This window comes from Lentzea miocenica (assembly GCF_033949945.1).
Lineage (GTDB): Bacteria > Actinomycetota > Actinomycetes > Mycobacteriales > Pseudonocardiaceae > Lentzea > Lentzea miocenica.
On sequence record NZ_JAXAVW010000001.1, the window covers coordinates 222,878 to 249,540 of the forward strand.

Here is a 26,663-nt window from a genome sequence, read left to right on the forward strand (position 1 = left end):
CAATGACCCGGTCAGGTGAGCCCGGACTGGACGGCGAACACGACGAGCTGGGCGCGGTCTCGTGCGCCCAGCTTCACCATCGCCCGCGACACGTGCGTGCGCACCGTCGCGGGCGAGATCACCAGCACGGCCGCGATCTCGTCGTTGGACGCGCCGGACGCGACGTGCCGCATGATCTCCCGTTCGCGTTCGGTCAGCTTGTCCAGGTGCGGCACGGGCCTGGCGGACGCGCCGGACGCGAACCGGTCGATCACGCGGCGCGTCACGGAGGGCGAGAGCAGCGAACCGCCGTCGGCCACCACGTGCACGGCGCGCAGCAGGTCGGTCGGGTCGGAGTCCTTCACGAGGAACCCGGACGCGCCGGTTCGCAACGCCTCGAACACGTACTCGTCGAGGTCGAACGTCGTGAGCATGACGATCTTCACCTCGGCGCAGGCGGGGTCAGCGCTGACGCGGCGGAGTACTTCGAGACCGTCCATCAGGGGCATCCGGATGTCCAGGAACACCACGTCGGGCTTGGTGGACTGGATCAGCGACAGCGCCTCGCGGCCGTCGACAGCCTCGCCGGCGAACTGGACGCCGTCCTCGGTCTCGATCAACGTCCGCAGTCCCATCCGGACCAGCGGCTGGTCGTCGGCCACCACCACGCGAATCATGAGGGCAACGGTATCCGGGCGATCACCGCGAAGCCGTGCGATCCGTCGACCTGGAGCGTGCCGCCCAATGCTTCGGCGCGTGAGCGCATGCCGGTGATGCCGTGGCCTTCGGTGAACTCGCTGGGCGTGCCGGTGTCGGCGATGTGGACGACGAGTTCGCCGCGCACGGTGTACACCTTCACCGACGCGGTGGCGCCGGGGGAGGAGTGCCGCAGGACGTTGGTCAGCGACTCCTGCACGATCCGGTAGACGGCCAGCTGGTAGGTGTCCGGCAGCTCCACCTCGTCGACCTCGACCGACAGGTCGAGTCCTGCCTCGCGCATCCGTGTGGCGAGGGCGGGGATGTCGGCGAGGGTGATGGTCGGTGTCAGGGGAGCAGATCCGCGCAGAGTGTCCAGTTCGGACCGGAGGCCGTCGAGGGCTTCTTTTGACGTGTCGCGGATCGCTTCCAGGGACGCGCGGGCCTTCGCGGGGTCCTTGTCCAGCACGTACAGCGCGACGCCGGCCTGCATGGCGATCACGGAGAGGCCGTGGCCGACGACGTCGTGGACCTCCTGGGCGAGCCGCAGCCGTTCGGAGATCACGGCGCGCTCGCGAAGGTCCACAATGGACCGGCGGCGCAGCCTCATCAGCACGCCGGCGGCGGCGGGCAGCAGGATCCAGCCCGCCGACCAGGTGATCCACGAGGTCAGCGAGTCGTTCCACCACGGCAGGATGGCCAGCGCGTACACGAGGGCGCATGCGGCGGCGTGTTCGATGCGCGCGTACATCGCCACCGCGTACATCGCCGCGACGCCGCTCATCAGGATCGGCCCGAACGGGTAGCCCATCGCCAGGTAGATCGCGATGGACACGGTGGTCAGGCCGAACGTCCACAGCGGACGGACCGAGCGGAACAGCAGGCCCGCCGCGGCCACGGTGATGAGCGCGTAGGCGAGGACGTCGAGAGACTCCGCGCCCTGCAGGCGTGCGGCGAACCGCGTCCCCGCGAGGCCGAAGAAGAGCAGCGCCAGCGTCAGCGCCACGTCCTGCCATCTGATCCTGAACCGCATGGTGCCGACGATACGACCGAGCACGTACGCAGATGTGCGTATCTTGATGACGCTCCGGTGCGGACGACCCCGGCGGTTCCGGGGAACACGATTGGTCCCATGATCGTGACGACGGAGAAGCTGACGAAGCGCTACGGCGACCGCGCCGTGGTGGACGAGGTCAGTCTGTCCGTGCGGCGGGGCGAGGTCTACGGATTCCTCGGTCCCAACGGCGCGGGTAAGACGACCACGATCCGCATGCTGCTGGGGCTCGTGAAGCCCACCAGCGGTTCAGCCAGGGTCCTCGGTGAGGCACCTGGCACTCCCAAGGCGTTGCTGAAGGTCGGGTCGCTGATCGAGGGGCCGGGTTTCTACCCGTACCTGTCCGGCCGCGACAACCTGCGCGTGCACGCCCACCGCAGGGGAGTGGGCAGGACGCACGTGGAGGCCGCGCTTGAGCAGGTGGATCTGGTGGGTGCGGCGGACGAGAAGTTCCGCCGGTACTCGCTGGGTATGAAGCAACGGCTCGGCGTGGCCGCGGCCCTGCTCGGCCGGCCCGAACTGCTGATCCTGGACGAGCCGACCAACGGCCTCGACCCGGCGGGCATGGCCGACATGCGCGACCTGGTGCGGGCGTTGGCGGCACAGGGACAGACCGTGCTGCTGTCGAGCCACCTGCTCGGCGAGGTCGAGGAGATCTGCGACCGGGTCGGCGTGATCTCGCGGGGCAAGTTGGTCGCCGAGAGCACCGTCGAACAGTTGCGTGGCGACACCGTGCTGCTGATCAAGGCGGATCCGATCGAGAAGGCGCACGTGCTGATCGAGGGCAGCTCGCTGCACGGCGATGTGCTGCACGTGCGGGAGACGGACGCGGGGGCGTTGATCCGGACCTTGGTCCACGCCGACGTGGACGTGCAGGAAGTCCGGCCGCTGCGCCGGACGTTGGAAGAGGTCTTCTTCGAGATGACGGGAGCGGCGTGATGGGCAGCGTCAAAGCAGAGCTGCTGCGGCTGTGGAAGTGGCCGGCGACGTGGGTGCTGATCGGCGTCTGGCTGGTGATGACGCTGACGTTCGGCTACGTGTTCAACTACCTCGCGCTCAACGGCGGCACCAACACGCGCGACCTCTCGCAGCAGCAGCTGATCAGCTCGATGCAGCCGGAGAACGTGGGCGCGGCCGTCGTGCGCGGCCTGCCGATGTTCGGCGGCGCGATCATCCTGGTGCTGGCTGCCTTGGCGGTCGGCAGCGGATACGGCTGGGGCACCTGGAAGACGACCCTGACCGCCGGTCCGCGCCGGGTTTCGGCGATGGCCGGCACGCTGGGCGCACTGGCCGTCATCGTGGTCGTCCTGGTGGCGCTGACCTTCGTGGTCGACCTGGGCGCGGCGATCACCGTGGCGTCGGTGGAGGGCTGGGACTGGAGCCTGCCCGGTGTCGACGCCTTGGAGGCGTTGGGCGCGTCACTGCTGATCGCCGCCATGTGGACGGGCTTCGGGGTGTTCCTCGGCGTGGTCACCAAGGGGCCCGCCCTGGCCGTCGGGCTCGGGCTGATGTGGGCGATCGTCACGGAGAACCTGTTGCGGGGCGTCGGTTCCCTCCTCGGCCCGGTCGAGTCGCTGACCAAGGTCCTGCCCGGTGGTTCCGCGGGCAATCTCGCCGGTGCCGTCGGCGGATCCGGTGCGCCCGGCGTGCTGAACGACCTGAGCGGCCCCACCGCGGCGCTGTTCCTCGCCGGGTACGTGGTGTTCTTCCTGGGCGCGGCGACGCTGCTGAAGGTGCGCCGCGACCTCGTATAGGGCCACGGCGGCCCAGATCACGCCGAGCACGACCGCGACTCCGGCGGGGTAGTCGCGGTCGTGCAGTCCTGGGTTGACCGGACCGCCGTACTCCCGCCACAGCAAGGGAATCGCGAGGATCGTGATGATCCCGGTGGTGACCAGGCCGATGCCGATCGAGGCCCGTTTGACGATGAGGCCGGACGCCCCGACCAGCGGGGCGATCAGGAAGTCGTGGAGCACCACTCCGCCGCCCAGCCACGCCAGCAGCTCGATGGTGATCTGGGGGAGGAGCAGCCACGCTCCCCAGGCCGCCAGTGCGACTCCGGCAGCCCCCAGTGCGATCCTCGTGGCCGTCATGCCTGTACCTCCAGCGACGTGACCCACTTCGTCTGCAGGACGCCTGGGCGGTTCGGTGCGATCAGCCGGCAGGGATAGCCGTGGTCGAGGGTCAGTTCCTCGCCGTCGAGCTGGAGCGCCAGCAGAGTCAGCGGGTCCTGGGCGAACGCCTCTGGCAGCGTGGTGGCCCGGTACAGCCCGTCCTTCTCCAGCGACTCGACCCGGACGTCGCCCTTCTCGACCAGGTCGGCGATCCGGACGCCGGTCCAGGTCGCGTTCTGGCTCCAGCCCTCGACGCAGGCGATCGGCAGCTCGACCGTTGTCTGGGGCATGGCTCGCAGGTCTGCCAGTGAGAAGCTCTTCGCGCCGGCGTTCAACCGCCAGTCCCGCGGTACCACGATGTTCGCGGCCTTCGCCGTGCGGTTCACCGGCAGCGCGCCCGGTGATCGCCAGGCCAGCGCCGAGACGTTGCGCAGCCACGGCACCGTGACACCCGCCGTCGCGACGACCGCGACACCCGTCGTCAGCGCGGTGGTGCGCAGGAAGGCCCGGCGGGACAGGATGGTCTTCTCCTCGGACGCCGGTTCGAGCGTGCGGCGGATGAGCGGGATCTTCACCGCGATGTGCACCAGGAGCGACCCGGCCACGATCCACGCCACCGCGTAGTGGGCGGTGGGGAAGTAGAACGACCACGGGTAGTTCTGCGCCGCGTTGAACAGCCCGGTGACCAGCTCGAAGAACGACGCCGCGATCAGCACGAAGATCGAGGCGCGCTCCAGGGCGTGCGGCACGTTCCTGATCAGCGGCCGTTCGAACAGCTTCGGGTAGACGCTCCACAACTTGGCCAGCAGCAACGGGATCGACGCGACCCCGGAGATCACGTGCACCCCCTGCGTGACCCGGTAGAGGTCGACCGGGCGGGTCGGCCACGGCCAGTCGTGCTGCACGCCGTGGCTGATCAGCCCGGTGACGAAGCACAGCCCGAACGTGATGCCGAGCCACGTGCCGACCCGGCTGGTGACGCCGGTGTGGTGGGCGGGAGCCTTGAACTCCGGTTCCCTCGCGAGCAGTTTCGCCGGGAGTTTCACAGCCGCTCCCAGCAGCCGAACCAGCGTCCGGCGCGTTCCGCCTGCCACAGCAGGAAGAACCCGTCCGCCGGCACCGACTCCGCGTCGCTCCACGCCCACGGGAACCACTGGCCCTTGCTGCCCACGGTCCGCACCCGCGCCTGGCCGATCGTCAGCCCGGATCCTGGCTGCTCGACCTCGACGACGACGGTTCCGCTGGGGCGCAGGAGTTGCCCGACGCGGCGCAGGAGGGCCGCGGGGTCGCCGCCGATGCCGATGTTGCCGTCGGCGAGCAGGACGTGCTGCCAGCGGCCTTCGCCGGGCAGGAGGTCGAACACGTCGCGGCGGATGGCGATGCCGCCGCGAGCGGTGGTGCGCCGGATGGCTTCGGGGGAGACGTCGACGCCGAGCGCTTGGACGTTGCGGGCCAGGAGGGCGGCGACGAGACGGCCTGGGCCGCAGCCGACGTCGAGGGTGGGGCCGGTGCAGGCGTCGAGGAGGACGGAGTCGCCGCCGTCGGCGTCGGCCTGCCAGCGGGCGACACTCAGCTCGCGAGGGGTGGTTCCGGCGAGGTCGAGCCAGCTGGGGGTGCCCTGGAGGGCTTGGTCGAACATCATCGCGCCACCGCCGCGATCTGAGTCAGCGTGGCGGCGAACCGGCTGTGCGGCACCTGGGCCGCCACCGCACGAGCGTCCACCATGGTGTCCACATCGGACAGAATCGGCAGGTTCCTCACCCGTAGTCCGTCGGGCGCTCCGGGGGTTCGCGTCCAGCCCTGCAACGCTTCCAGCGTCCGCAGTCCCGTGTCCGCCTGCGACATCGGCACGTCCCGCAGCACCTCGGCGCGCCGAGGGTCCCGCAACCCGAGCGCCCACCAGCCGCCGTCGAGCGCGAACCCGAGCGCCGCCTCGTCGAACTCGGCGCACGACTCCAGCAACTCCGGCGTCACCTGCGGGGTGTCCATCCCGATCTGCAGCACCGGCATCCCGAACCGCGCGACGTCGGCGTGCGCGTGCACCAGCCGGTCGGCGAACGTCCAGCCGCGCTGCGGGATCACCACGCACTCCGCCAGCGCGTCCCGCACGTCCTCGCGCCGCACCACGCCGGCCAGCGCCACCACGGGCACCGCGCCGGGCGTCGACAGCGCGGCGTCGAGCGTGTCGAGCAACGAAGCCGCTGCCACGTCCGCGGCTTCCTCCGCGGTCAGCGGCGGGCACAGGCGGGTCTTCACCTGGCCGGGCACCGGTGACTTGGCCATGATCAGCAGGCAGAACCTCATCGCAGCACCCCCGCCATGTCGCGGGCCGCGCGCAACGTGCCGCGCACCGAGCCCGACACCTTGGAACGCGTACCGGCGGCCCGTGGTCCGTAGGTCACGTCGACCTCGCGCACCCGCCAGCCCGCCTCGCCCGCGCGCACCAGCAGTTCCAGCGGGTAGCCGAAGGCGCGGTCCTGCAAGTCCAGTGCCAGCAACGCTTCCCGGCGGCACACGCGCAGGGGCGCGATGTCGTGCACGTCCAAGCCGCGGCGCCGGAGCAGGCTGGAGATCACGGCGTTGCCGGCCCGCGCGTGCCACGGCCACACGCTCGAACTCACCGGCACCCGGCGGCCCACCACCAGGTCGGCGTCCGTCAGCAGGGCGGCCATGCGGGGCAGTTCGGCCAGGTCCAGCGAGCCGTCGGCGTCCGCGAACGCGACCAGGTCGGAAGTCGCGGCCAGCAGGCCGGTGTGCACGGCGGCGCCGTAGCCGCGGCGTGGTTCGTGCACGACGTGAGCGCCGTGCGCGGAGGCGATTTCAGGGGAACCGTCCGTGGAACCGTTGTCCACGATGATCGCGCGGTATCCGGGAGGCAGGGAGGCGAGGACGGCCGGCAGTGCGGCGGCCTCGTCCAGACAGGGCAACACGACATCCATGTGTCCACCCTGGACCATGGGAAAGTGTTGTGGTGCTTACGGAATTGTGACGCACGAAAGAGTTCTTACGGTTGTCTTGCGTGGTCGGCGAGGACTCGCGCGAACCCCTAAGTTGGGCGCGGTGCGTCTAGTCATCGCCGGTCTGCTCGTCGCTGCCGCCATCATCGCCGGGTTCGTCGTCAACGCCCACGATCCGAACCTCATCTTCGCCGCGGCGGCGCCACTTTTCGGCGACTGGCAGCCACACGTCGGCCCCGGCACGCCCATCGCGATCCTGATCGCGTTCCTCGTCGTCGCCAAGGGGCCTGAGCTCGCGCGGCACCGGTTCGCGCTGCCGATCGCCTATGCCACCTCGGTGGCGTTCACCTTCAGCCTGGCGATGATCGACGGCTGGGGCCGGTTCGTCACCAGGCTCACGACCGACGACGAGTACCTGCACGAGGTACCGGGCATCACCGACGTGCCGGCCATGCTCCGCGGATTCGCCGCGCGCATCCCCGACTTCCAGCCCGACTCGTGGACCACCCACGTCTCCGGGCATCCGCCAGGCGCGCTGCTGACGTTCGTCGCGCTGGACCGCGTCGGGCTCGGCGGGGGAGCGGCGGCGTCGCTCTTCTGCATCCTGGTCGGGTCGCTCGCCGTCGTGGCGATTCCCTGCGCGATCAAGAACAACGCGGTGCTGCCGTTCCTCGTGCTGTTCCCCGGCGCGGTGTGGGTCGGGGCGTCGGCGGACGGCATGTTCATGGGCGTCGCGGCCGTCGGGCTCTACCTGCTGACCAGGTGGCCGCTGGTGGGCGGCGTCGTGCTCGGCTGGTGCCTGTTCCTGTCGTACGGCCTGGTCCTGCTCGCACCGCTCGCGCTCGCCGCCGTCTGGCGCCAGGGCGAACTCGGCCGCCGGATCGGGCTGGCCGTCGTGGGCGCGCTCGCGGTGGTGGGAGCGTTCGCGATAGCGGGATTCTGGTGGTACGAGGGCTACGAGCTGGTGAAACTCCGCTACTACCAAGGCATCGGTGACACCCGGCCGTACTGGTACTGGGTGTGGGCGAACCTCGCGGCGCTGGCGCTGGTCATCGGCCCGGCAGGGATCAAGGGTCTGCGCAAGGACAAGTGGGTCGCCGGCGCGGCCGCGGCGATCCTGGCGGCCGACCTGTCCGGGCTGAGCAAGGCCGAGACCGAACGGATCTGGCTGCCGTTCGCCGTCTGGCTCCTCGTCGGCACGGCCAAGCTGGACAACCAGAAGAGGTGGCTCACCGCGCAGGCCGTGACGGCCCTGGCGGTGAACCACCTCGTGCTCACGAACTGGTGACCGGCTCCCGCTGCGACGCGAAGGCGAACTCCCGCACGCCGTCCTCGAAACCGACCTGAGCCTCGAAACCCAGCACGTCCAACGCCTTCGCGGGCGAGGCGACGACGTGCCGGACGTCGCCTGCCCGCGCTCCGCCCACGATCGCGGGCGTCGGGCCGTCGCACGCCTCCGCCAGGGCGAAGGCCAGCTCACCGATCGTGTGCGGCGAGCCGGAGCAGACGTTCACGGCCTCGAAGCCGGGACGCGGAGACGACAGAGCCAGCGCGTTGGCCCGCGCGACGTCGGTGACGTGCACGAAGTCGCGGCGCTGCCGTCCGTCCTCCATCACCCGAGGGGCGACGCCGTTCCGCAGGGCCGACCGGAAGATCGACGCGACCCCGGCGTACGGGGTGTCGCGCGGCATCCGCGGGCCGTAGACGTTGTGGTAGCGCAACGCCCACACGCTGCCGCCGGTCTGCCGGGCCCACGCCACCGCGAGGTGTTCCTGCGCCAGCTTCGTCGCGGCGTAGGTGCTGCGCGGCTCCAGCGGAGCGTCCTCGGGCACCAGCTCCGACACGACGAAGTCGCCGCAGAAACACCGCGGCTCGTACACACCTCGCGCCAGGTCGTCGGCGGACCGCTCGGCCCGGACGATCCCGTGCGACAGGCAGCGGTACCGCCCCTCGCCGTAGACGACCATCGACGACGCCAGCACCAGCCGGGAGACTCCGGCCCGGTACATCTCGGCGAGCAGCACCGCCGTGCCGAGGTCGTTGTGCCGCGCATAAGAGGGCGCGTCGAACGGATCCACGCCGTGGCCGACCATCGCGGCCTGGTGGCAGACCGCGTCCACAGTGGACAAAAGAGGTTGTAGCACCTCGGGCGAGGTGACGTCGCCGACCACCAGTTCGTGGTCCAGCACTGGAACGGCGCCGTGCGCCTCGGGCAGCAACGCGTCGAGCAGCACGCAGTCGTGGCCTTGTGCGGCCAGCTCGTCCGCGACGTGCGACCCGATGAACCCGGCCCCGCCGGTGATCAGTACTCGCATGCACCGACGGTAGGACCGCGCGGGGCAACCGGCGCCCTCGAGCGGCTAGCCGTCAGAACTCCGTAAGACCAGTTCGACGACGAACCGCGCGCCGTGAGGCACACGATCCTCCACCCACACCCGCCCGCCCAGCCGCAGGACGTGCTCGCGGACCAGCGCGAGCCCCAGCCCGCTGCCCGTGTCGTCACCCCGGCTGCCCGCCATGACCCCGCGCGCGAACCGTTCGAAGATCTGCTCCCGCAACGGCTCGGGCACCCCCGTCCCGGCGTCCTCCACCTCCAGCCGCACCCGCGGGCCGACCGCCCGCACCGACACCAGCACCGCCCCGCCTGCGTGCCGTTCGGCGTTGTCGAGCAGGTTCGTCAGCACCCGGTCGAGCCGCCGCCGGTCACCCAGCACGACCGCGGGCTCCAGTTCCAGGGCGACCGGCGATCGAGTCGCGATCACGTTGCGCACCAGCGCGTCCAGCGCGATCTCCTCCGGCGGTGGATCGTCGGTCTGGTCGGCCCGGGATATCTCGAGCAGGTCGACGACCATCCGCGCGAACCTGTCGACCTCCGAGGTCAGCAGCTCCAGCGCGGTCCCGGCGGTGCCGGGCAGGTGCTCACGGCGCCGGCGCAGCACCGCGCCCGCGTTCACCATCGTCGTCAACGGCGACCGCAGCTCGTGCGACACGTCCGAGGCGAACCTGGCGTCCCGCAGGGCCCGTTGTTCCAACGCGTGCGCGGTCGAGTTGAACTTCGCGGCCAGCGCGGCCAGGTCGGGGTCGTCCTGGTCGGGCAGCCTGGCCCGGAGATCGCCGCCGGCGATGCGCACCGCCGCTGAGCTCAACTCCGCCAGCGGTCTCAGCGCCCGTTTCGACGCCCACGAGCCCAGCGCCGCGCCGAGCAGCGCGGACCCGATCGTGCCCGCGATCAGCACTGCCCCGAGGAACCCGAACGTGCGGTCGAGCTGCTGCAACGGGAACAGCTCGACGTAGACGGCGTTGCCCGCCACCGGACGCGCCACGGCGATGACGGGGAGCCCGCCCACGGTCACCCTGGTCCGGCCGGGCGGGTGCTCCACCAGCTCGTCGGGCAGCTGGGAGGGCTCGATCATGCGGCCCGCCGTCACCATGCCCTCCGGGCTGAGCACCAGGATCGACGAGTCCGGGCCGGTGGTGAGCCCGGTCAGCAGCTCGTCGAGCCCCGGCGAGGACAGCGACTTCTCGACCAGCCGCACGTTGACCTCGGCCTGCCGGGTCGCGCTCGCCTCCCGCTGCCGCAGCATGTAGCCGGAGGCGAGGTTCCACGTCGCGAACGCCAGCACGCTCGTCACGACCAGCAGGCCGAAGCCGAACGAGAGGGTGACCCGGCAGCGCAGCGTGAGTCTCACGAGCGGATCCGATACCCGGTGCCGCGCACGGTGAGCAGCAGCGCCGGATCGTCGGGGTTCGCCTCGATCTTGCGGCGCAGTCTCCTTATGTGCACGTCGAGCAGGCGGGTGTCACCGAAGTAGTCATATCCCCATACCTTTTGCAGCAACTGTTCCCTGGTGACGATTCGGCCGCCCGCACCAGCGAGTTCCAGCAACAGGCGAAATTCCGTCCTGGTGAGATGAACGCGTTCACCCGCACGGTGCACAAGACCTTCCTGCGGACGGATTTCCAGATCGCCGATCCGAACGGCGTCGTGACCGGGGCCGCGCCTGCGCAACAACGCGCGGATCCGGGCCGCGAGAACGCTGGCCATCAACGGTTTCGTGACGTAGTCGTCCGCCCCCGCCTCCAGCCCGGCGATCATGTCACGGGCGTCGGCGCGCGCTGTCACCACGATTATCGGCAGGTCACCGCGTGATCGGAGGGTGCGGACGACCTCCAGGCCGTCCACGCCGGGCAGGGTGAGGTCCACCAGCACCACGTTGAACTGTTCTGTCTCCAAACGCCGTAATGCCTCTTCGCCCGAACCTGCCTCGTCAACGGTGAATCCCTCATCGGACAAGGCAAGGCTCAACGCCTGCCGGATTCGCTCGTCGTCTTCGACCAGCAGGACCCGTACGCACACAACGACTCCACTGTGTGAGAGCCGCGGCGACGGCGTCTCACACAGTGGAGTGAAAGTCGATCAAAAGCAAGAACGTTTCGGATCAGAATGCGGTTAGCGTGACTTTTGCCGAACGCGGGTTCGGTTCGTGGACAAGTGACTCGAACGCGCCGACGTCATCGAACGCGAAGCCGTACGCCTTCCCGTCCACCATGTTCTGGTGCACGATCTTCGAGAAGTGGTTCGTGGGCGTCCGGGTGTAGAACTGGCTCGCGTTGTACGTCGGCTGGGTGTGGATGAAGCCGAGCGTGGAGCGGTTGAGCGCCGCGCACAGCGACCGCGAGATCGCGCCGACGTCGTTGTTCGGAGCCGCGAGCCGGCCGTCGCAGTTGAGGACGTCACGGGTGGACGGCTGCTGGAACGACGCGACCTGCTGGCCGGACGTGTTGGTGAAGTTGAGGACCCCACCGCTGGTGCGGCCGGTGAACTTGCGGTTCGGCTCGTTCTGGAACGGAACCACGGTCAGCGGGGTGTTCTGGTAGGTCGCCCACGTGCTGCTGACGTAGTTCGCGAAGTACGAGCCGGAGAAGACGCCCGCGTCGAGCCCCTTGCTCGGGTTCAGCACGCGCAGCCGGGTGCCGTCACCTCGCGTGTAGATCAACCGCGACCAGTCGCCGCCCAGCTGCTGGTGCTGGTCGAAGATCCGGTTGCGGCCGTTGGAGACGACCTGACCGGTGCGCTTGGTGGCACCGGCCTGCGAGGTCGCCTCGACCGCGTGGGGGACCGAGAACATGTCCACCTGGGAGCTGTTCAACCACAACCCGCCGCCGTTGTAGGTGAACTCGCTCCAGTCGAAGAGGATGTCGCGGTTCGGGTCGCCCGCGGCCCACGGCGCCGGCTGCACCAGGCCGTTCGGCACCAGGGAGAACTTCAGCTTGTCCCGGAAGGACATGTAGAGCCGGCCGCCGGCGAGGTTGATCGGGATCTGCAGGGTCCGGCTGCCTCCGTTGCCGGGGCCGGGGATCGACACGTCCGGCGCGGGCGTGGGCGGGATGCCGCCCCCGGACCACGCGGTGAACTGGCCGTTCGCGTTCACGTACCCGAGCCGGCCGCCCATCTCGCCGAACACGTACAGGTGGACCGCGTCGCCGCGGCCGGAGTTGTTCGTGACGGTGAGCGGGAGCAGGTTCGGTGGAGCGGCTTGCACAGGTGCAGACATCGTTGTCAGCCCTAGTAGGGCCGATGTCGCGAGCAGCAGAAGCTTGCGCATCGACTATCTCCTCACTGAGACAGGGTGTCGTGAGAGCGCTCTCATATTCAGCGTGATCGTGTTGATATGTCAAGAATGGTCTTCATGCGCGCGCTGACGGTGGATCTTGCACGAGCCGGGTCTTTGTCGTTGACCGAACTGCCCGATCCGGTGCCCGGACCGGACGAGCTGCTGGTGGAGGGCGTGGCGATCGGGATCTGCGGGACGGATCGCGAGATCGTGCGCGGCGAGTTCGGGGTGGGAAGGACTCTGGTGATCGGGCATGAATCGCTGGGGCGCGTGGTCAGCGGACCAGGGTTCGCGCCCGGTTCGCTGGTCGCCGGGGTGGTGCGGAGACCGGATCCGGTGCCCTGCGCGGCGTGTGCGCGCGGCGAGTTCGACATGTGCCTGAACGGCCAGTACACCGAGCGCGGGATCACCGGCCTCGACGGCTACGGCTCGACGCTGTGGACGGTTCCCGCTGCTTATGCCGTCGGTGTCGGTTCTTCGACAGGAGTGCTCGTCGAGCCGGCCTCGGTGGTGGTCAAGGCCTGGGAGCAGCTGGACCGGCTGGCGCGGTTCCCGTTCGAGAGCGTGCTGGTGACCGGGGCGGGGCCGATCGGGCTGCTGGCGGCGTTGATCGGGGTGCAGCGCGGGTTGGACGTGCACGTGTTCGACCTGGCCGCCGACGGGCCGAAGCCGGCGCTGGTGGAGTCGCTGGGCGCGACCTATCACCGCACGCTGCCGGATCACCGGGTCGTGATCGAGGCGACCGGGGCGCCGTCGCTGGTCGCGCAGGTGCTCGGACGGGATCTGGTGTGCCTGACCGGGGTGCCGTCCACTGAGGTCGTTCCCGTCGATCTCGGACAGGTCAACCGGGATCTGGTGCTGCACAACGGAATCGTGTTCGGGACGGTCAACGCGAACGTGCGGCACTACCGGGAGGCGTCGGCGGTGCTGGATCGCGCGGACGACGCCTGGTTGCAGTCGATGATCACTCGACGGGTTCCGCTGGAGTCCTGTGCGGAGGCGTTCGAGTCGCGGCCCGGCGACGTGAAGGTAGTGCTGGAGCTGTGAGTGCGGCCGCCGCCACGATCCCGGCGGCGAGCAGCAGCGCCTGGTGGTAGCCGTGGTGGAGCAGGGGAGTGGCGACGAGCGGGCCGATGATCTGGCCCGCGGAGTAGCCCGTGGTCAGCACCGCGGCCGCGCGCGGGAAGCCGAGGTCGGCGCCGGTCTTCAGCGAGGAGGCGGCGATGGTGAGGAACGTGCCGCCGAACAGCACCACGGAGACCAGTGCCGCCGTGGTTCCGCCGATCAGCGCGGGCAGCGCGATGCCCATCGCCTGCACGGCCAGGATCACCGGGAGCGGGATCCCGCGGGTGATCAGGACGGAGAGGGCCGCGGCGACGCCGACGAGGACCCAGGCGCTGCTGCCGAGCGGTCCGCCGATCGCGGCGACCAGGAACGTGCCCGCGATGATGTAGCCGACGCCTTCGAGGGTGTAGCTGGTGAACAGCGCGCCGAAGCCCTTCTTCCTGGTTCCGGCGGCCTGAGGCTTCCGCGCCTCCGGCTGGAGCGGCCAGGCGAGCACGGTGAGCAGAGCGGACAGCGCCGCCGCCACCCACCAGGCGAACTCCCACCGGGCGTGCGCCAGCACGATCAGGCCGGACAGCGCGATGCCGATCCCGACTCCGCTCAGGCCCCAGCCCGGGCCCGCGTTCACGGCCGCCACGAACACCACCGCGCTCGCGATTCCGGCCAGCAGCCGCAGCACGAACCACGCGGCCATGCTGTGGGTGAGCGGCATCCCGGCGAGGGTGGCGACGAGCAGCACGAGCGACACGCGGTTCGCGGTCCGTGACGGCGCCCGGACGATCGTGGCCAGCGCGCCGGCGAAGTAGCCCAGGTAGTTGGCGGTGGCGAGGCTCGCCGCCGAGGCGGCGCTCAGACCGGCCTGGCTCGTCATCAGCGGGAGGATCGGGGTGTAGACGAACCTTCCGATGCCCATGGCCGCCGCGAGCGCTGCGCCGGCCTCACGGGCGCTCACGAACGTCCGGGGTCGTTCGGGTGAGGCTGCACGGCCCTGACCGCGAACGTCATCCACGGGCTCAACGGCAGGGTGCCGAGGACGTTGGCGTGAAGGTCGTCCTCGTCCTCGGCCCGCCACAGGCCGATGCTGCGCATCTCGCCGATCGGCCGCCACAGCCGCACGAGGTTGCCGGTCGCGGTGAGTTCCTTTGCCCGCACGGCTTCCGCGGTCCGCCGGTCGTCCACTTCGGACTGCCTCGTGCCGTCGGGGATCGTGGTGGTGATCTCGACGATGAACTCTCTCATGCCCTCATCGTCCGACCGGGGCGCGGCGGGCGCCACGACCGGCTTTCTCCTTGGTGGGAGCTTCAGCCTCCTAAGATGCGCAACGTGGAACTGCGTCAACTCCGGTACTTCCTCGCGGTCGCCGAAGAGCTGCACTTCGGCCGGGCCGCGAGCCGTCTGCTGATCGCGGGGCCGTCGTTGTCGCAGCAGATCAAGGCGCTCGAACGCGACCTCGGCGTACCGCTGTTCGCCCGCGACCGCCGCACCGTCGCCCTCACCTCCGCGGGCGCCGCACTGGTGCCGGAGGTGCGGGCGCTGCTCGAACGGGCCGATGAGCTGCAACGTCACGCACGGCAGCTGTCCGGATCACGGCCGGTGCGGATCGGGTACGTGAACTGGCTGCCGCCCGACCTGTCCGCGCGCACGGCCGGTGTCGCGCAGCTCTACGTGGACGCGTGGGTGGTGCCGTCGCACCAGCAGGCCGCACGGGTCGCTGACGGAAGCCTGGACCTGGCCGTGTGCTGGGTCCGCAAGAACGATCTCGCCCAGCTGGGGCTGACGGCACGGCTCATCGGGGCGGACCGGCTCTACGCCGTGGCCGTCGGCACGGACACGAGCCCGGTGCGGGCCAAGGACATCGCGGTGCTCGTGGACGACGACGTCACGTCGTGGCAGTCCTGGAACGACTACGCAGAAGAGTTCGCCGAGGACACTGGCGCTGTCGTCCGGCGGATCCACAACGGCGCCATCACGGGCCCGGCGTTCTTCGACCACGTCAGGGTGTGCACGACCCCGGTCCTCAACTCACCGAAGGGGCAGACCACGCCGCTGCCACCGGATCTGGTGCGACGGCCGGTGATCGACCCCGAGGTGCTCTGGACGTGGTCGCTGGTCCGCCACACCGACGAGGTTCGCGCGGACGTCATCGCCGCGGCGGAGGCCATCGCGGCCGGCGCGGGCGACCTCAGGCCGGCCCGCGACGGCGTGTGGCTGCCCGCGGACGACCCCTGGCGTGCACTGCGAGGCTGAGCCTCTCACGAAGGAGGAAACGGGTCGCAATTCCGCGAAATGAACTCGCGGGTGCGCGCCGTTGTGGCTGTCAGTTCCACTTCTTCTCCTTCGAAAGCGAGCCAGAAATGAGCAAGGTTGCGATCGTCACGGGAGCGTCGCAGGGAATCGGTGCGGCTCTCGTGCCGGCTTATCGGAAGCTCGGCTATTCGGTCGTAGCGGTGTCGCGGTCCATCGATTCCTCGGATGATCCCGAGGTGCTCGCGATCCGCGCCGACCTCTCGAAGCCGGGCGAGGGCGCGCGGGTCGTCCAGGAGACGCTGGCGAGGTTCGGCCGGGTCGACAGCCTGGTGAACAACGCCGGCATCTTCGTCGCCAAGCCGTTCACCGAGTACACCGACGAGGACTTCGCCACCGTCACCGGCACGAACCTGGTCGGGTTCTTCGACATCACCCGCAGTGCCGTGGCGGCGATGGAAACGAGCGGCGGGCACGTGGTGAACGTGTCCACGACCCTGGCCGAGCACGCGTTGTCCGCGGTCCCGTCCGCCCTCGCGTCGCTGACCAAGGGCGGTCTCAACGCCGTCACGAAGTCGCTGGCGGTCGAGTACGCGGCACGGGACATCCGCTTCAACACCGTCGCGCTCGGCATCATCCGCACGCCGATGCACGCCCCCGAGACCCACGAGGCGCTGGCCGGACTGCACCCGGTCGGCCGCATCGGTGAGATCGAGGAGGTCGTGGAGGCGATCACCTTCCTGGAACAGGCCGGCTTCGTCACGGGCGAGATCCTGCACGTCGACGGCGGCCAGAGCGCGGGGCACTGACATGAGCATCGAAACTGTCATGGACCGGTGGAAGGACGCCGTGGACGCGCACGACCCCGAGCGCGTGGCGTCGAACTTCACCGAGGACGCCATTTTCCAGGGCCTCAAGCCGTACGGGATCGGCCGTGCGGCAATCGCCGAGTACTACAGTCACCAGTCGATCGGCCTGAAAGCCGACTACGAGGTTCTGGAAACTCGCCGGCTGGCCGATGATCTGACGCTCGGCTATCTGGAAGTCGATTTCTCGTTCATCGACAAGCCGACGATCAACGTGAACCTGAGCGTGCTCATCAAGGGAGACCTGATAGCGCACTACCAGGTCTCCCGGCTCTGAGTCACCGCGTCAGTGCCTGCGCGGCTCCCGGCCGAACGGCGACTTCGGCCGTTCGAGTTCGGGAGCCTTCGGGATGGGCATGGTCACGGGCTGGGCCGCCGTGATCGTGATCGGCTCGCCGTGGTGCCTGGTCTTCAGTTCGGTGCCGTCCACGATCCGGTAGGTGGCCTCGGTCTCGCACACGTCGATCGAGATTCTCGTGCCCTGGAAGGCCATCCGGAACGAGAACCGGGTGAGCGCGGCCGGCAGCCGCGGCGCGAACGTCAGCTCGCCGCCGTGGTCTCGCATGCCGCCGAACCCGGCCACCAACGCCATCCACGCACCGGCGAGAGACGCCATGTGCAGGCCGTTGTTGACGTTGTTGTGGAGGTCGTGGAGGTCGGTGTACGCCGCTTCCACGAGATAGTCGAACGCCAGGTCCAGGTGTCCGACCTCGGCCGCCAGCACCGCCTGCGTGCCCGCGGACAACGACGAGTCGCGCACGGTCCGTGCCTCGTAGTAGGCGAAGTTGCGGGCCTTCTCCTCGGGCGTGAACGCGTCGCCGCGCAGGTGCATCGCGAGCACCAGGTCCGCCTGCTTCACCACCTGGCGGCGGTACAGGTCGAAGTACGGGAAGTGCAGCAGCAGCGGGTACTTCTCCTCCGGCGTGTTCTCGAAGTCCCACTCCGCGTGCTTGGTGAAGTTGTCCGCCTGCGGATGCACCTGGAGCATCTCGTCGAACGGGATCGCCATCGCGTCCGCGGCCCTGCGCCAGGCCGCGATCTCTTCCTCCGACGCGTTCGCCTTGTCCGGGTGGCGTTCCGCGGCGTCGGCGGCGGCACGCAGGTTCTGCTGGGCGATCAGGTTGGTGTAGACGTTGTTGTCCACGATCGCCGAGTACTCGTCCGGTCCGGTGACGCCGTCGATGCGGAACCCGTCGTGCTGGTCGTGGTGGCCGAGCGAAATCCACAGCCGTGCGGTCTCAACGAGAATCTCGGTGGCCTCGTCGCGGTCGAAGCACTCGTCGTTCGTGGCGTGGAGGTACTGCTGAGCGGCGTAGGCGACGTCGCCGGAAACGTGGAACGCGGCCGTTCCGGCGGGCCAGTACGCCGAGCACTCCGCGCCGTTGATCGAACGCCACGGGAACGCGGCACCCTTGAGTCCCAGCACCTTCGCCCGGTCCCGGGCCTTGTCCAAAGTGGAGTGCCGCCACCGCAGCGCGTCACGGGCCGCGTCCGGCAGCGTGTAGGTGAGCACCGGCAGCACGAACGTCTCGGTGTCCCAGAACGCGTGACCGTCGTAGCCGGGCCCGGTGAGACCTTTACCGGGAATGGCGCGGGTCTCACCGCGGGCCCCGGCCTGCAGGATGTGGAACAACGCGAACCTGATCGCCTGCTGCAGCTCGTCGTCGCCGTCGATCTCGATGTCGGCGACCTGCCAGAAGTCGTCCAGGAAGGCGCGCTGCTCCCCGACGAGCCCGTCCCAGCCGGTCTGGCAGGCACCGGCGAGCGCGGCCTCGACCTGGGCGCGCAGGGCCGGCGTCGAGCGCTTGCCCGACCAGCCGTAGCCGAGGTACTTGGTGAGCTTCAGGCAGCTGCCCGCCTTGACGTCGACCGCCGCGGTGTACCGGGCCAGGTCGGCTTCGACGCGGATGTCCGTGCGGAGGTCGTTGTACCGCTCGTGTTCCGGTCCCACGACCTCGATCTCGTGGTCCATCGCCGCGGCCATCCGCAGCCCGGACGCCTTGGTCTGGTGGCACAGCACGGCCCGCGACTTCTCGGCCATCATGAACTCGTTGACCAGCGGGGCGTCCAGCGCCGCGGCCACACGGGGATCGTTGGTGCGGTGGATGGTCGGCTCGTTGGTCAGCAGGTCGGACTGGACGACGAGCTGCACGTCGTCCATCGGCTCGACCTCGTACCGGATCGCCGCGACCGCGCGTTGCGTGAACGACACGAGCCTTTCGCTGCGCACGATCACACGGCGGCCGGTCGGTGACTCCCAGACCGTGCGGCGGCGCAGCGTGCCGGAGCGGAAGTCGAGCGTGCGTTCGTGCTCGATCGCGTTGCCGTAGCGCATGTCCAGCGGCTCGTCCTCGACCAGCAACCGGATGATCTTGCCGTCGGTCACGTTGACGACGGTCTGCCCGGCTTCTGGATAGCCGTAGCCCGCTTCCCCGTACGGCAGCTGGTGCTCTTCGTAGAAGCCGTTGAGGTACGTGCCCGGCAGGCCGCGGGGTTCGCCCTCGTCGAGGGTGCCGCGCATGCCGATGTGACCGTTGGCCAGGGCGAACGTCGACTCGGTCCGGTGCAGCTGGTCCACGGCGAGGCCCTGCCAGCGCAGTTGCCACGGTTCGGTCGCGTAGCTCATGAGAGGAGTTCGTCCAGTTCGTTCACGACCACGTCGGCGCCGTTGGTCTTGAGGGCTTCGGCCTGGTTGCCGCGGTCGACGCCGACGACATGGCCGAAACCGCCGTCGTGTCCCGCTTTGACGCCCGAGAGCGCGTCCTCGAAGACCGCGGCGTGTTCTGGTGCCACACCGAGTCTTCTGGCGCCCTCGAGGAACGAGTCGGGCGCCGGTTTGCCGTGGAGGTGCTGGTCGGTGATCACGTTGCCGTCGACGAGCGCGTCCACGAACTCGGTGAGGTTGCCCGCTTTCAGCACCTTGGTGGCGTTCGCCGACGACGTGACGACGCCGATCGGGAAGCTGGCTTCGCGCGCGGCCCGCAGGTAGCGGACCGAGCCGGGGTAGGGCGTGATGCCCTCCTCGTCGATGATCTTGTTGACGACGTCGTTCTTCTCGTCGCCGATGCGGCGGATCTCGGGTTCGGGCGGGGTGAGGCCGCGCGAGGCCAGGAAGCTCCTCACGCCGTCATAGCGCGGTTTGCCGTCGACGTAGGTCAGGTAGTCCTGCTCGCTGAACTGCTGGCCCATGTTCTCGAACGTCTGCCGCCACGCCTTGCGGTGCAGGACCGCCGTGCTGGTGAGCACGCCGTCGAGGTCGAACAGCAACGCCGTGATCTTCTCCGGGATGCCGAGGCTCATGCTTCGATCATGCACCCGTCTCGCCGACATCGCTTCGTTCTTCTTTGAGGCGTTCGTCGAGCGGTCGCGGGTGGGCCTGCTCGTATTCGGTCATCCCGTACTTGTTCGACTCGGCCCAGCCTTCCTCCGGCTCGGTCTCCAGCGGGTCGTGCTTGAGGTTGTCCTCGTCGAGGGCCTCGAAGCTGTCGGTGTCATCGGACACGTACGCGCCACGTTCTTCACTCATGTCCGAGGCAATACCCAGTTCGGCGCTATCCGATGCTTTGGCCGACCAGCGAACCGATGGCGTAGGTGACGCCCATCGCGATCAGGCCACCCGCGACGTTGCGAATGATCGCCCGCTGCCTGTTCGCGCCGCTCAGTCGCGCGCTGACGAAGCCGGTGAGGGCGAGGGTGACGATGGCGGCGACGACCGTGACGGGGACGCGGAAGCTCGTCGGGGTCAGCGCGATCGCGGCGAGGGGGAGCAGCGCGCCGATGGTGAACGAGATGAAGCTCGCGACGGCGGCGCCCCACGGGTTGGTCAGCTCGTCCGGGTCGATGTGCAGCTCGGCCTCGGCGTGGGCGCCCAGGGCGTCGTGCTTCGTGAGCTGCTTGGCGACCTCTTCCGCGGTGTCCGGGTCGAGGCCCTTGTTCTCGTAGATCTCCGCGAGTTCTTCGAGCTCCTCCTCCGGCATTTCGCGGAGCTCCTGGCGTTCCTTGGCGAGGAGGGCGCGTTCGGCGTCGCGCTGGCTGCTGACGGAGACGTACTCGCCGCTGGCCATGGACATCGCGCCCGCGAAGAGGCCGGCCAGGCCCGCGACGAGGATCTGGGTCCGATCGGTGGTGGCACCGGCGACGCCCACCACGAGGCTGGCGGTCGAGACGATGCCGTCGTTCGCGCCCAGAACGCCTGCTCTGAGCCAGTTCATCCGGTCGCCGGTGACCTCGTCATGAGGCTCGTGGTGGGCCATTTCCGCAGGCTAACGCGGGGATGCGGGTTTCCGGGGCCGACCACGCCGCTGGGCCGGTCAGACGTACTCCAAACGAGGTGTTTTGCCTGATCAGAGGCCATGAGTTCAGTTTTTGTCAGACCCCCGTGGCACCATGTCGAACAGATGTTCGTGTTGCGTGCTAGAGGAGGTCAGTCCCGATGCAGATCGATCCCCGCCGCTGGCCGGGCCGCGTGGTGCCTGCCACCAACGCCGACGTGGACATCGCCGTCGAATCGCTGTGCACCCGCGCCTCGTGGCCGGACGCCGACCGCCGCTGGGTGCGCCGCCTGCTGGAGCCGTGGTTCCTGGCGGGCTGGAGCGTCGACGCGCTGCTGGTGGCCGTCGACACCAAGCCCGACGGCACCCGGCAGGGCCGCCCCCGCTCCCGCGCCCAGGTGGCGCACGAGTTCCTGCGCGCCCGCCTGCGCACCTGGACCACGGACGGCTCGACGCTCGCCCGCCCGCCGCTGGCCGGCATCTCGCTGGGCGAGTGGTTCCGGGTGAACCGCCGCAACGCCGCGCTGCACGCGCCGCGCTCCCGTGAGGCCCTGACCTCGGACGGCGAGCGCGCACGGGCGGAGTCGCGTGCCCTGGCGCACCGCCGCGACCCGGTGGAGCGCAGCCGCGAGAAGGGCCGCCGTCGTCAGGAGGTGCTCGACAGCCTGCTGGTGCCCGGTCAGGAGGTGCCGTCGTTCGCCGACTCGTGGCGCCTGGTCGCCGAGCTGATTCCGGTGCCGCGGGTGTGCTCGGCGTGCGGGCACGTGCGCAACGAGGTGGCGCGGCAGGCCCATCGCGTGGCTTAGGCCGTGTCCTGCAAGTCCGTTCGACGAGAGTCACGGGCGAGAGCGGCAACGCCATGACGCGGTTGTGGGCGATGGCGCCCGCCCAGCCGCGGATCACGCCGCGGTCGGTGGGTTCGCTCACCTTCTGCGAGCGCTCCTCGCGGGTCACGCGGTGAGACGAGGCTTGCAGGACACGGCCTGGTCCCCGGAGTCGCTGGTTCGCAACCAGTCATCCCGATCGGCTCGGTGGCGTCTGCAAGTACCGCCAACTCTTGATCAAATCGCCTCTGACCACACCCGGCAAGCAGATTCGCGGTCTGCGGCCGCTGGAGCGGGCCTGTTGGGTGTAGTCACACGCTCGATGATCTTGAGTTGGTAGTACTTGCAGATGTCACGAACCGACCGTGAACCAGCGGCTGAGGCCACGCCCAGAGGGCTGTTGACCTGCGTCTTTGGAGTTTGGTGGTTGAAGTCGGCGCGAGCTGGGAACACGGAACGAGTTTCTTGTTTCCTGCCGAAGGGGCCGACATGCTCGAAGTCACGCCGATGGCTGCCGAGGTCATCAACGAGCTGACGTCTCAGTCAGAGGGCACCGCCGACGACGTCGGCCTGCGTTTCGCCCTCGCCGCCGACCAGAACAGCCAGGCCGCCCTCGAACTGTCGCTCAGCGAGGTCGTCGACGGTGACGAGGTGGTTGCGGCTCCCGCGGGCGCCAAGGTCATCATGGAACCGGCTGCCGCCCAGTACCTCGAGGACAAGGTCCTCGACGTGCGCGAGGACTCCGAAGGCAACCCTGCCTTCGCCATCGCCCGCCAGGAGGGTCAGGCCACCACCTGACTTTCCCGCCGTGAGCGCGGAACGGGCCGGCCCCACAACGGCGTGGGCCGGCCCGTTCCGGTTATTCCCTGGTCAGGGGATCGTCAGCACCTGACCGGGGTGGATGAGGTCCGGGTTCGCGATCCCGTTGGCCGAGGCGATCTCGCCGTAGCGGTTGCCGTCGCCGTAGTGGCTCTGGGCGATCGCCCACAGCGAGTCGCCGCTCTGCACGGTGTAGGTCACCACGGCGGGAGCGGCCGGAGCCGGGGGAGCCTCTTCGACCACGGGCGCGGGCGCCGCGGCCTCGGGCGCCGACTGCGGGGAGTCGGTGTCGGTGTGGGTGGCCCACTTCGGGCTGCCGTCGCCGCCGACGACCACCAGGTTGCGGTCGTTCTGCAGGACCAGTCGCGCGCCGGGGTTGCCCGCGGTGTCGGTCGCCCACACGGCGTTGTCGTCGCCGGCGTAGAGCACGAAGTTGCCGTCGTCCTGCAACGCGGCGCGGACCGCGCCCTTGCCGTCGGTGCCGCTGGCCCACACCGTGCCGGTGTTCTCCGACAGCACCAGGTTCCCGTCGGACTGCAGCGTCAGCGTGTAGCCGTTGGGGGTGGTGAGCTGCTCGCCGCGGGTCAGTTCCTGCCCGGCTTGCAAGGTGTCCAATGAACGCTCCACTTCGGACTTCGACGACCGCCGGGACCGGCGGCGTCCGAAGCGGAACCTAGCCATCGCGCACTGACCTCGCCGGGTGGCGCGGCCACGTGCACCCGCTGGAGTGAAGCCCTGTGTGGAGAAAGCAAAGCGCCCCTTCCCGGCGAACCGGGAAGGGGCGCTTCACAAATCGGGTTGTCAGCCCTCGATGCGACGGATGACGCTGATCGGGCCGATCGAGTCGATGTCGGCGATCTTCACCGGCACACCCTCGGTGGACGCGTGCACCGCACGGATGCCGTCCACAGCCATGGCCACGTGGGACTGGCTGGAGTAGTAGACGATGATGTCGCCGGCCTTGGCCTCACCGCGGCCGACCGGGCGACCCGCGGCCGCCTGGGCGTAGCTGGTGCGGCCGATGGACACGCCGGCCGAGGCGTACGCCTTCTGGATCAGCGACGAGCAGTCCCAGGTGTCCGGACCGTTCGAGCCGTAGACGTAGGGCTCGCCACGCTGGTCGAGCGCGAACTGCAGCGCACGGCCCGCGGTGCCCGGAGGCACCGAGATGTTCGACATGTCGCCGGACGAGGCCAGCTGGTTCTTGACGGTGTTGCTCAGCGACCGGTACTGCGCCTGCGCCTCGGCGAGCTGCTTGTCGAGGTCGGCCTTCTTGACCTCGATCTCGGCGAGGAGCTTCTTCGAGGCCTCGGTGGCCTCGTTGGCCGTCTTCGTCGCGTTGTCCGCGGCGTTGACGGCGTCGGTGAGCTTCTGCAGCGCCTCGGCGTTGTCGGCCGCGAGGATGTTGATGGCCGACATGCGGTTGAGGAAGTCCTGCTGCGAGTCGCTCACCAGCAGTGCGGAGATCTGGCTGAAGCGCGCGCCGGAGTTGGTGGCCTCGGTGAGGAGGTCGACCTGACCGCGGAGGGACTCCTCAGCCTTCTGGGCGGTGGCCAGGTCTCCCTTGGCCTTGTCCAGTTCCCCCTGCTTGGCCGCGAGGTCGCCCTGGGCCTTCAGGTGGTCCTGGTTGAGCTGGGAGGCCTTTTCGGACAGCTCGTTGTACTTCTTGAGCGCGTCCGCGGCCGAAGGCTGTGCGGTGGCCGGGGCCGTGGGGATCACTGCCGCGACGACCGCTGCCGTCGCCACGAGTGCTCCACGCACGGTGCGGCGTGAGGGTTGCGACACCACGTCGCGGGTCCTCCTTTGTCCTGGCAGCCGCCCCGCGAAAACTACTGCGCGTGAGGCGGCAACCTTGGCGTGTGCCCCGAGTGGGTTAACTGCTGGGCCGAAGGTCTCGGACAGGTTACGGAATGACCTTGTCCTCGTCCACCACCGGGTCCTCAACAGTTCACCGAGCAGCACGCTCTCACAGACGTCTACGTCGGTTTATCGCGGGGTGGGAGAGAAGCGTCACCCGACGACCCGGCGAATCACCGAAATGGGTCCGATGGAGTCGATGTTGGCGATTTTCACCGGCACGCCCTCGGTGGACGCGTGCACCGCGCGGGTGCCGTCCACGGCCATGGCCACGTGCGACTGCCCGGAGTAGTAGATGATCAGGTCACCCGGCGCGACCTCGCCACGGCCGACCCCGCGGCCCACCTTCGCCTGGTCGTAGGTGACGCGGGGGATGGTCACCCCGGCGGACCGGTAGGAGGCCTGCATCAGCGACGAGCAGTCCCACGAGTTGGGCCCGTTCGAGCCGAACACGTACGGCTTGCCCTGCTGGCTCAGCGCGAAGCTCAACGCCGCCCCCGCCGCGCCGGCGGGCACGGACACGTTGACCGCGGGGCCGGGAGCCGCCAGCGTCTGCTTCTGCGGCGCGGACAGCGACTGGTACTTGGTCCGCGCGGCCGTCACCTGCTGGTCCATGGCGACCTTGCGGGTGGAGACGTCGGTGGCGAACTTCTCGGCGGCCGTCGCGGCGGTGGTGGCGTCGGTGCGCGCCTTCTGCGCCGCGGTCAGGGTGGCGTTCATGCGGTCCACCGCCGCGTTCTGGTCGGTGGCGATGATGTTCATCGCCTGCATCCGCTCCAGGAAGTCCTGCTGGGACGTCGACGTCAGGAACGCCGACAGGTTGTTGAGCCGGGCGCCCTCGAACGACGCCTCGGTCAGCACGTCGACCTGTCCGCGGTACTGCTCGGACTCGGCCAGCGCCTTCTTCTCCGCATCGGTGGCGGCGATCACGATCGCGTTCGCCCTGGACAGGTCGCCCTGGGCCTTGAGGTGGTCCTGGCTGAGCTTCTCCGCCTCCCGCGTCAGGTCGGTGTAGGCCTGCAGCGCGTCGTTGGCGGGCTGGGCGTGCGCCGAAGGCATCGACACCACCGTCGCGGCGACCACGGCGGCCAGAGCGGTTGTCCTTGCAGCACGTCGGCCGGGCACGCGGCCTCCTCAGGAGTCGGAAACAACTACTGAGGAGGCGTACGGCCGAACAGCCGACAGGGTTCAGGTCGATCGACGGATCAGGCGGCCCGGTGTGCCTCGATCGAGGCACGGCACGCGGCGATCAGGCGGGCGGTGGCGGCGCTGCCCCCGCGCCCACAGCGGGGGCAGCGCATCGCGACATCGCCGGTGAGCTCGTCGACCACCACGCCGAGTTCGGCGTCGCAGCCTCGGCACCAGCGGTGCCGCGTGACCGGGTTGACGTGCACGGGAGAGGACACGCACCGGTGGATCCAGCCCCCGTGCACGTGGCAGGTCAGGCGGTCGTCGGGCGCCAGCGCGCCTTCGTCCTCGGCGTGGTCTTCCTCGACCAGCGTTGCGATCAGCGTGGCGATCATGGCGTCCTCCGATTCCGTTTCCTGCCTCTGCTACCTCGTCGAACCAGCGAGGCCCGAATCGACACGGGACGCCAGCTTTTTCAGCGCCAACGCACAACCGAGCCCCACGCACGTGAGAGCGAGCCAGGGCATCCACGGCACGCCCGCGCGCGCAGCGGCGTCGAACGCGATCCCGGTGAGCAGGTTGCCGAGCAGGATCCCGACGCCCACGACCGTGTTGTAGAGGCCGTAGTGCGTCGCCACGAGCCGGTCACCCGACAGCGAGACGATCCTGTCCATCTCGAACGGGAACACCACCATCGTCCCCAGCGCGAGCAGCGCCGCGCACAGCAGCAAGCCCGGCCAGCCGCCGAGGATCGCGGGGAGGGCGCGCGGGGGGTGAAGGCCTATGTCCGGGAGATGCCGAGGACTGTCAGCAATGTTCGGCCTGAGCTGATGCGCTCCGAAGGCCGTGTGTCCGATGTGGAGGTCATGTCCGGTGCCGGGATGACGGAGGTCTCGCCGAGAACGGGAGCGGGGACGGAGGCGGCCTGAACCGCGGCCTGGGCGGGCGTCGCGGAGGACAGGTGAGAGGTGCCGCCGTGGCGGCAGAACTCCCCGGAGATGCCCGGCGTGAACGCGCCGTGGTGGGCGGGCTCCGGCGGGCAGGCGGGATGCAGCGCGAACGCGGCGAGCAAGGTGAGCGCGATGGCGACGGCGAATCGACGCACCGTCGTCAGTTGGTTCCGCACGGTCACCAACCTACCGGTAATGCCGATCTCGTAAAGCTACTTGATAGG

31 protein-coding genes are annotated in these 26,663 nt (G+C 69.4%); 9 read left to right on the forward strand and 22 right to left on the reverse strand.

Going from position 1 to position 26,663, the window contains the following annotated elements; genetic code table 11:
- Positions 1-11: 11 nt before the first annotated feature.
- Positions 12-656 (reverse strand): response regulator transcription factor, encoded by a 645-nt coding sequence (locus SK803_RS01060; protein ID WP_319963777.1) that lies wholly within the window; start codon positions 654-656, stop codon positions 12-14.
- On the reverse strand, positions 653-1,708 hold the full coding sequence (locus SK803_RS01065; RefSeq protein ID WP_319963778.1) for a sensor histidine kinase: 1,056 nt from the start codon (positions 1,706-1,708) through the stop codon (positions 653-655). Before SK803_RS01065 ends, SK803_RS01060 begins: the two co-directional genes overlap by 4 nt.
- 99 nt (positions 1,709-1,807) lie before the next feature.
- Here SK803_RS01065 and SK803_RS01070 point away from each other — a divergent pair, with 99 nt between their 5' ends.
- Both SK803_RS01070 and SK803_RS01075 read left to right on the forward strand, forming a co-directional pair.
- Positions 1,808-2,668, forward strand: a complete 861-nt coding sequence (locus SK803_RS01070) for an ABC transporter ATP-binding protein (protein WP_406601460.1) — start codon at positions 1,808-1,810, stop codon at positions 2,666-2,668.
- On the forward strand, positions 2,668-3,483 hold the full coding sequence (locus SK803_RS01075; protein ID WP_319963779.1) for an ABC transporter permease subunit: 816 nt from the start codon (positions 2,668-2,670) through the stop codon (positions 3,481-3,483). The genes SK803_RS01070 and SK803_RS01075 overlap by 1 nt, the downstream gene beginning before the upstream one ends.
- A gap of 335 nt (positions 3,484-3,818) precedes the next feature.
- On the opposite strand, the gene SK803_RS01080 is transcribed toward SK803_RS01075, so the two are convergent.
- Genes SK803_RS01080 through SK803_RS01095 form a run of 4 tightly spaced genes read right to left on the reverse strand, consistent with a single transcriptional unit; the run spans position 3,819 to position 6,782 of the window.
- On the reverse strand, positions 3,819-4,889 hold the full coding sequence (locus SK803_RS01080; RefSeq protein ID WP_319963780.1) for a molybdopterin-dependent oxidoreductase: 1,071 nt from the start codon (positions 4,887-4,889) through the stop codon (positions 3,819-3,821).
- The gene (locus tag SK803_RS01085; RefSeq protein ID WP_319963781.1) at positions 4,886-5,485 is read right to left on the reverse strand and encodes a class I SAM-dependent methyltransferase; all 600 of its coding nucleotides are present in this window, start codon (positions 5,483-5,485) and stop codon (positions 4,886-4,888) included. Before SK803_RS01085 ends, SK803_RS01080 begins: the two co-directional genes overlap by 4 nt.
- Positions 5,482-6,147: a TIGR04282 family arsenosugar biosynthesis glycosyltransferase gene (locus SK803_RS01090; RefSeq protein WP_319963782.1), complete on the reverse strand. Its 666-nt coding sequence runs from the start codon at positions 6,145-6,147 to the stop codon at positions 5,482-5,484. The genes SK803_RS01085 and SK803_RS01090 overlap by 4 nt, the downstream gene beginning before the upstream one ends.
- Entirely contained in the window at positions 6,144-6,782 is a 639-nt protein-coding gene (locus tag SK803_RS01095) for a glycosyltransferase family 2 protein (protein WP_319963783.1), read from the reverse strand. Before SK803_RS01095 ends, SK803_RS01090 begins: the two co-directional genes overlap by 4 nt.
- 121 nt (positions 6,783-6,903) lie before the next feature.
- On the opposite strand from SK803_RS01095, the gene SK803_RS01100 reads away from it, so the two are divergent.
- Complete coding sequence (locus tag SK803_RS01100) at positions 6,904-8,088, forward strand: hypothetical protein (protein ID WP_319963784.1); 1,185 nt, start codon at positions 6,904-6,906, stop codon at positions 8,086-8,088.
- Here the strand turns inward: SK803_RS01100 and SK803_RS01105 are convergent.
- From SK803_RS01105 to SK803_RS01120, 4 genes are all read right to left on the reverse strand, one after another.
- Positions 8,075-9,115 (reverse strand): NAD-dependent epimerase/dehydratase family protein, encoded by a 1,041-nt coding sequence (locus SK803_RS01105; protein WP_319963785.1) that lies wholly within the window; start codon positions 9,113-9,115, stop codon positions 8,075-8,077. The two genes, SK803_RS01100 and SK803_RS01105, sit on opposite strands and share 14 nt — an antisense overlap.
- A 45-nt stretch (positions 9,116-9,160) precedes the next feature.
- Positions 9,161-10,489, reverse strand: a complete 1,329-nt coding sequence (locus tag SK803_RS01110) for a HAMP domain-containing sensor histidine kinase (RefSeq protein WP_319963786.1) — start codon at positions 10,487-10,489, stop codon at positions 9,161-9,163.
- On the reverse strand, positions 10,486-11,157 hold the full coding sequence (locus SK803_RS01115) for a response regulator transcription factor (RefSeq protein WP_319963787.1): 672 nt from the start codon (positions 11,155-11,157) through the stop codon (positions 10,486-10,488). Before SK803_RS01115 ends, SK803_RS01110 begins: the two co-directional genes overlap by 4 nt.
- Positions 11,158-11,239: 82 nt before the next feature.
- Complete coding sequence (locus tag SK803_RS01120) at positions 11,240-12,355, reverse strand: beta-1,3-glucanase family protein (protein ID WP_319963788.1); 1,116 nt, start codon at positions 12,353-12,355, stop codon at positions 11,240-11,242.
- Positions 12,356-12,472: 117 nt separating this feature from the next.
- On the opposite strand from SK803_RS01120, the gene SK803_RS01125 reads away from it, so the two are divergent.
- Positions 12,473-13,462, forward strand: coding sequence for an alcohol dehydrogenase catalytic domain-containing protein (locus tag SK803_RS01125; protein ID WP_319963789.1), 990 nt, complete (start codon positions 12,473-12,475; stop codon positions 13,460-13,462).
- Here SK803_RS01125 and SK803_RS01130 read toward each other — a convergent pair.
- Positions 13,380-14,432 carry a YbfB/YjiJ family MFS transporter gene (locus SK803_RS01130; protein ID WP_319963790.1) on the reverse strand — a complete coding sequence of 351 codons (1,053 nt, stop codon included), beginning with the start codon at positions 14,430-14,432 and terminating at the stop codon, positions 13,380-13,382. The two genes, SK803_RS01125 and SK803_RS01130, sit on opposite strands and share 83 nt — an antisense overlap.
- On the reverse strand, positions 14,429-14,719 hold the full coding sequence (locus SK803_RS01135) for a muconolactone Delta-isomerase family protein (RefSeq protein ID WP_319963791.1): 291 nt from the start codon (positions 14,717-14,719) through the stop codon (positions 14,429-14,431). Before SK803_RS01135 ends, SK803_RS01130 begins: the two co-directional genes overlap by 4 nt.
- Before the next feature lie 75 nt (positions 14,720-14,794).
- Here SK803_RS01135 and SK803_RS01140 point away from each other — a divergent pair, with 75 nt between their 5' ends.
- The 3 genes from SK803_RS01140 to SK803_RS01150 all read left to right on the forward strand — a co-directional run bounded on the left by SK803_RS01140 (position 14,795) and on the right by SK803_RS01150 (position 16,867).
- Entirely contained in the window at positions 14,795-15,727 is a 933-nt protein-coding gene (locus SK803_RS01140) for a LysR family transcriptional regulator (RefSeq protein WP_319963792.1), read from the forward strand.
- A 107-nt stretch (positions 15,728-15,834) separates the two neighbouring features.
- Positions 15,835-16,533: an SDR family NAD(P)-dependent oxidoreductase gene (locus SK803_RS01145; protein WP_319963793.1), complete on the forward strand. Its 699-nt coding sequence runs from the start codon at positions 15,835-15,837 to the stop codon at positions 16,531-16,533.
- A 1-nt stretch (position 16,534) separates the two neighbouring features.
- Positions 16,535-16,867 (forward strand): SgcJ/EcaC family oxidoreductase, encoded by a 333-nt coding sequence (locus SK803_RS01150; RefSeq protein ID WP_319963794.1) that lies wholly within the window; start codon positions 16,535-16,537, stop codon positions 16,865-16,867.
- 9 nt (positions 16,868-16,876) lie between these two features.
- Here SK803_RS01150 and SK803_RS01155 read toward each other — a convergent pair whose 3' ends face one another.
- Genes SK803_RS01155 through SK803_RS01170 form a run of 4 tightly spaced genes read right to left on the reverse strand, consistent with a single transcriptional unit; the run spans position 16,877 to position 20,843 of the window.
- Positions 16,877-19,216 (reverse strand): glycoside hydrolase family 65 protein, encoded by a 2,340-nt coding sequence (locus tag SK803_RS01155; RefSeq protein WP_319963795.1) that lies wholly within the window; start codon positions 19,214-19,216, stop codon positions 16,877-16,879.
- Complete coding sequence (locus SK803_RS01160; protein WP_319963796.1) at positions 19,213-19,890, reverse strand: HAD family hydrolase; 678 nt, start codon at positions 19,888-19,890, stop codon at positions 19,213-19,215. Before SK803_RS01160 ends, SK803_RS01155 begins: the two co-directional genes overlap by 4 nt.
- A 7-nt stretch (positions 19,891-19,897) precedes the next feature.
- On the reverse strand, positions 19,898-20,116 hold the full coding sequence (locus SK803_RS01165; RefSeq protein ID WP_319963797.1) for a hypothetical protein: 219 nt from the start codon (positions 20,114-20,116) through the stop codon (positions 19,898-19,900).
- A gap of 25 nt (positions 20,117-20,141) precedes the next feature.
- Positions 20,142-20,843, reverse strand: coding sequence for a VIT1/CCC1 transporter family protein (locus SK803_RS01170; RefSeq protein ID WP_319963798.1), 702 nt, complete (start codon positions 20,841-20,843; stop codon positions 20,142-20,144).
- A gap of 179 nt (positions 20,844-21,022) precedes the next feature.
- Here SK803_RS01170 and SK803_RS01175 point away from each other — a divergent pair, with 179 nt between their 5' ends.
- Positions 21,023-21,667, forward strand: a complete 645-nt coding sequence (locus SK803_RS01175) for a hypothetical protein (RefSeq protein ID WP_319963799.1) — start codon at positions 21,023-21,025, stop codon at positions 21,665-21,667.
- 507 nt (positions 21,668-22,174) lie between these two features.
- Entirely contained in the window at positions 22,175-22,483 is a 309-nt protein-coding gene (locus tag SK803_RS01180; RefSeq protein ID WP_319963800.1) for an iron-sulfur cluster biosynthesis protein, read from the forward strand.
- A 72-nt stretch (positions 22,484-22,555) separates the two neighbouring features.
- Here the strand turns inward: SK803_RS01180 and SK803_RS01185 are convergent, their stop codons facing one another.
- The 6 genes from SK803_RS01185 to SK803_RS01210 all read right to left on the reverse strand — a co-directional run bounded on the left by SK803_RS01185 (position 22,556) and on the right by SK803_RS01210 (position 26,615).
- Positions 22,556-23,119, reverse strand: a complete 564-nt coding sequence (locus tag SK803_RS01185) for a LysM peptidoglycan-binding domain-containing protein (RefSeq protein ID WP_319963801.1) — start codon at positions 23,117-23,119, stop codon at positions 22,556-22,558.
- 186 nt (positions 23,120-23,305) lie between these two features.
- Positions 23,306-24,250 carry a C40 family peptidase gene (locus tag SK803_RS01190; RefSeq protein WP_319963802.1) on the reverse strand — a complete coding sequence of 315 codons (945 nt, stop codon included), beginning with the start codon at positions 24,248-24,250 and terminating at the stop codon, positions 23,306-23,308.
- 264 nt (positions 24,251-24,514) lie between these two features.
- Entirely contained in the window at positions 24,515-25,486 is a 972-nt protein-coding gene (locus SK803_RS01195) for a C40 family peptidase (protein ID WP_319963803.1), read from the reverse strand.
- Positions 25,487-25,566: 80 nt separating this feature from the next.
- Positions 25,567-25,884, reverse strand: coding sequence for a hypothetical protein (locus SK803_RS01200; RefSeq protein ID WP_319963804.1), 318 nt, complete (start codon positions 25,882-25,884; stop codon positions 25,567-25,569).
- A 30-nt stretch (positions 25,885-25,914) separates the two neighbouring features.
- Complete coding sequence (locus SK803_RS01205; protein ID WP_455032238.1) at positions 25,915-26,220, reverse strand: hypothetical protein; 306 nt, start codon at positions 26,218-26,220, stop codon at positions 25,915-25,917.
- A gap of 50 nt (positions 26,221-26,270) precedes the next feature.
- Positions 26,271-26,615, reverse strand: a complete 345-nt coding sequence (locus SK803_RS01210; RefSeq protein ID WP_319963805.1) for a hypothetical protein — start codon at positions 26,613-26,615, stop codon at positions 26,271-26,273.
- Between the last annotated feature and the right edge of the window lie 48 nt (positions 26,616-26,663).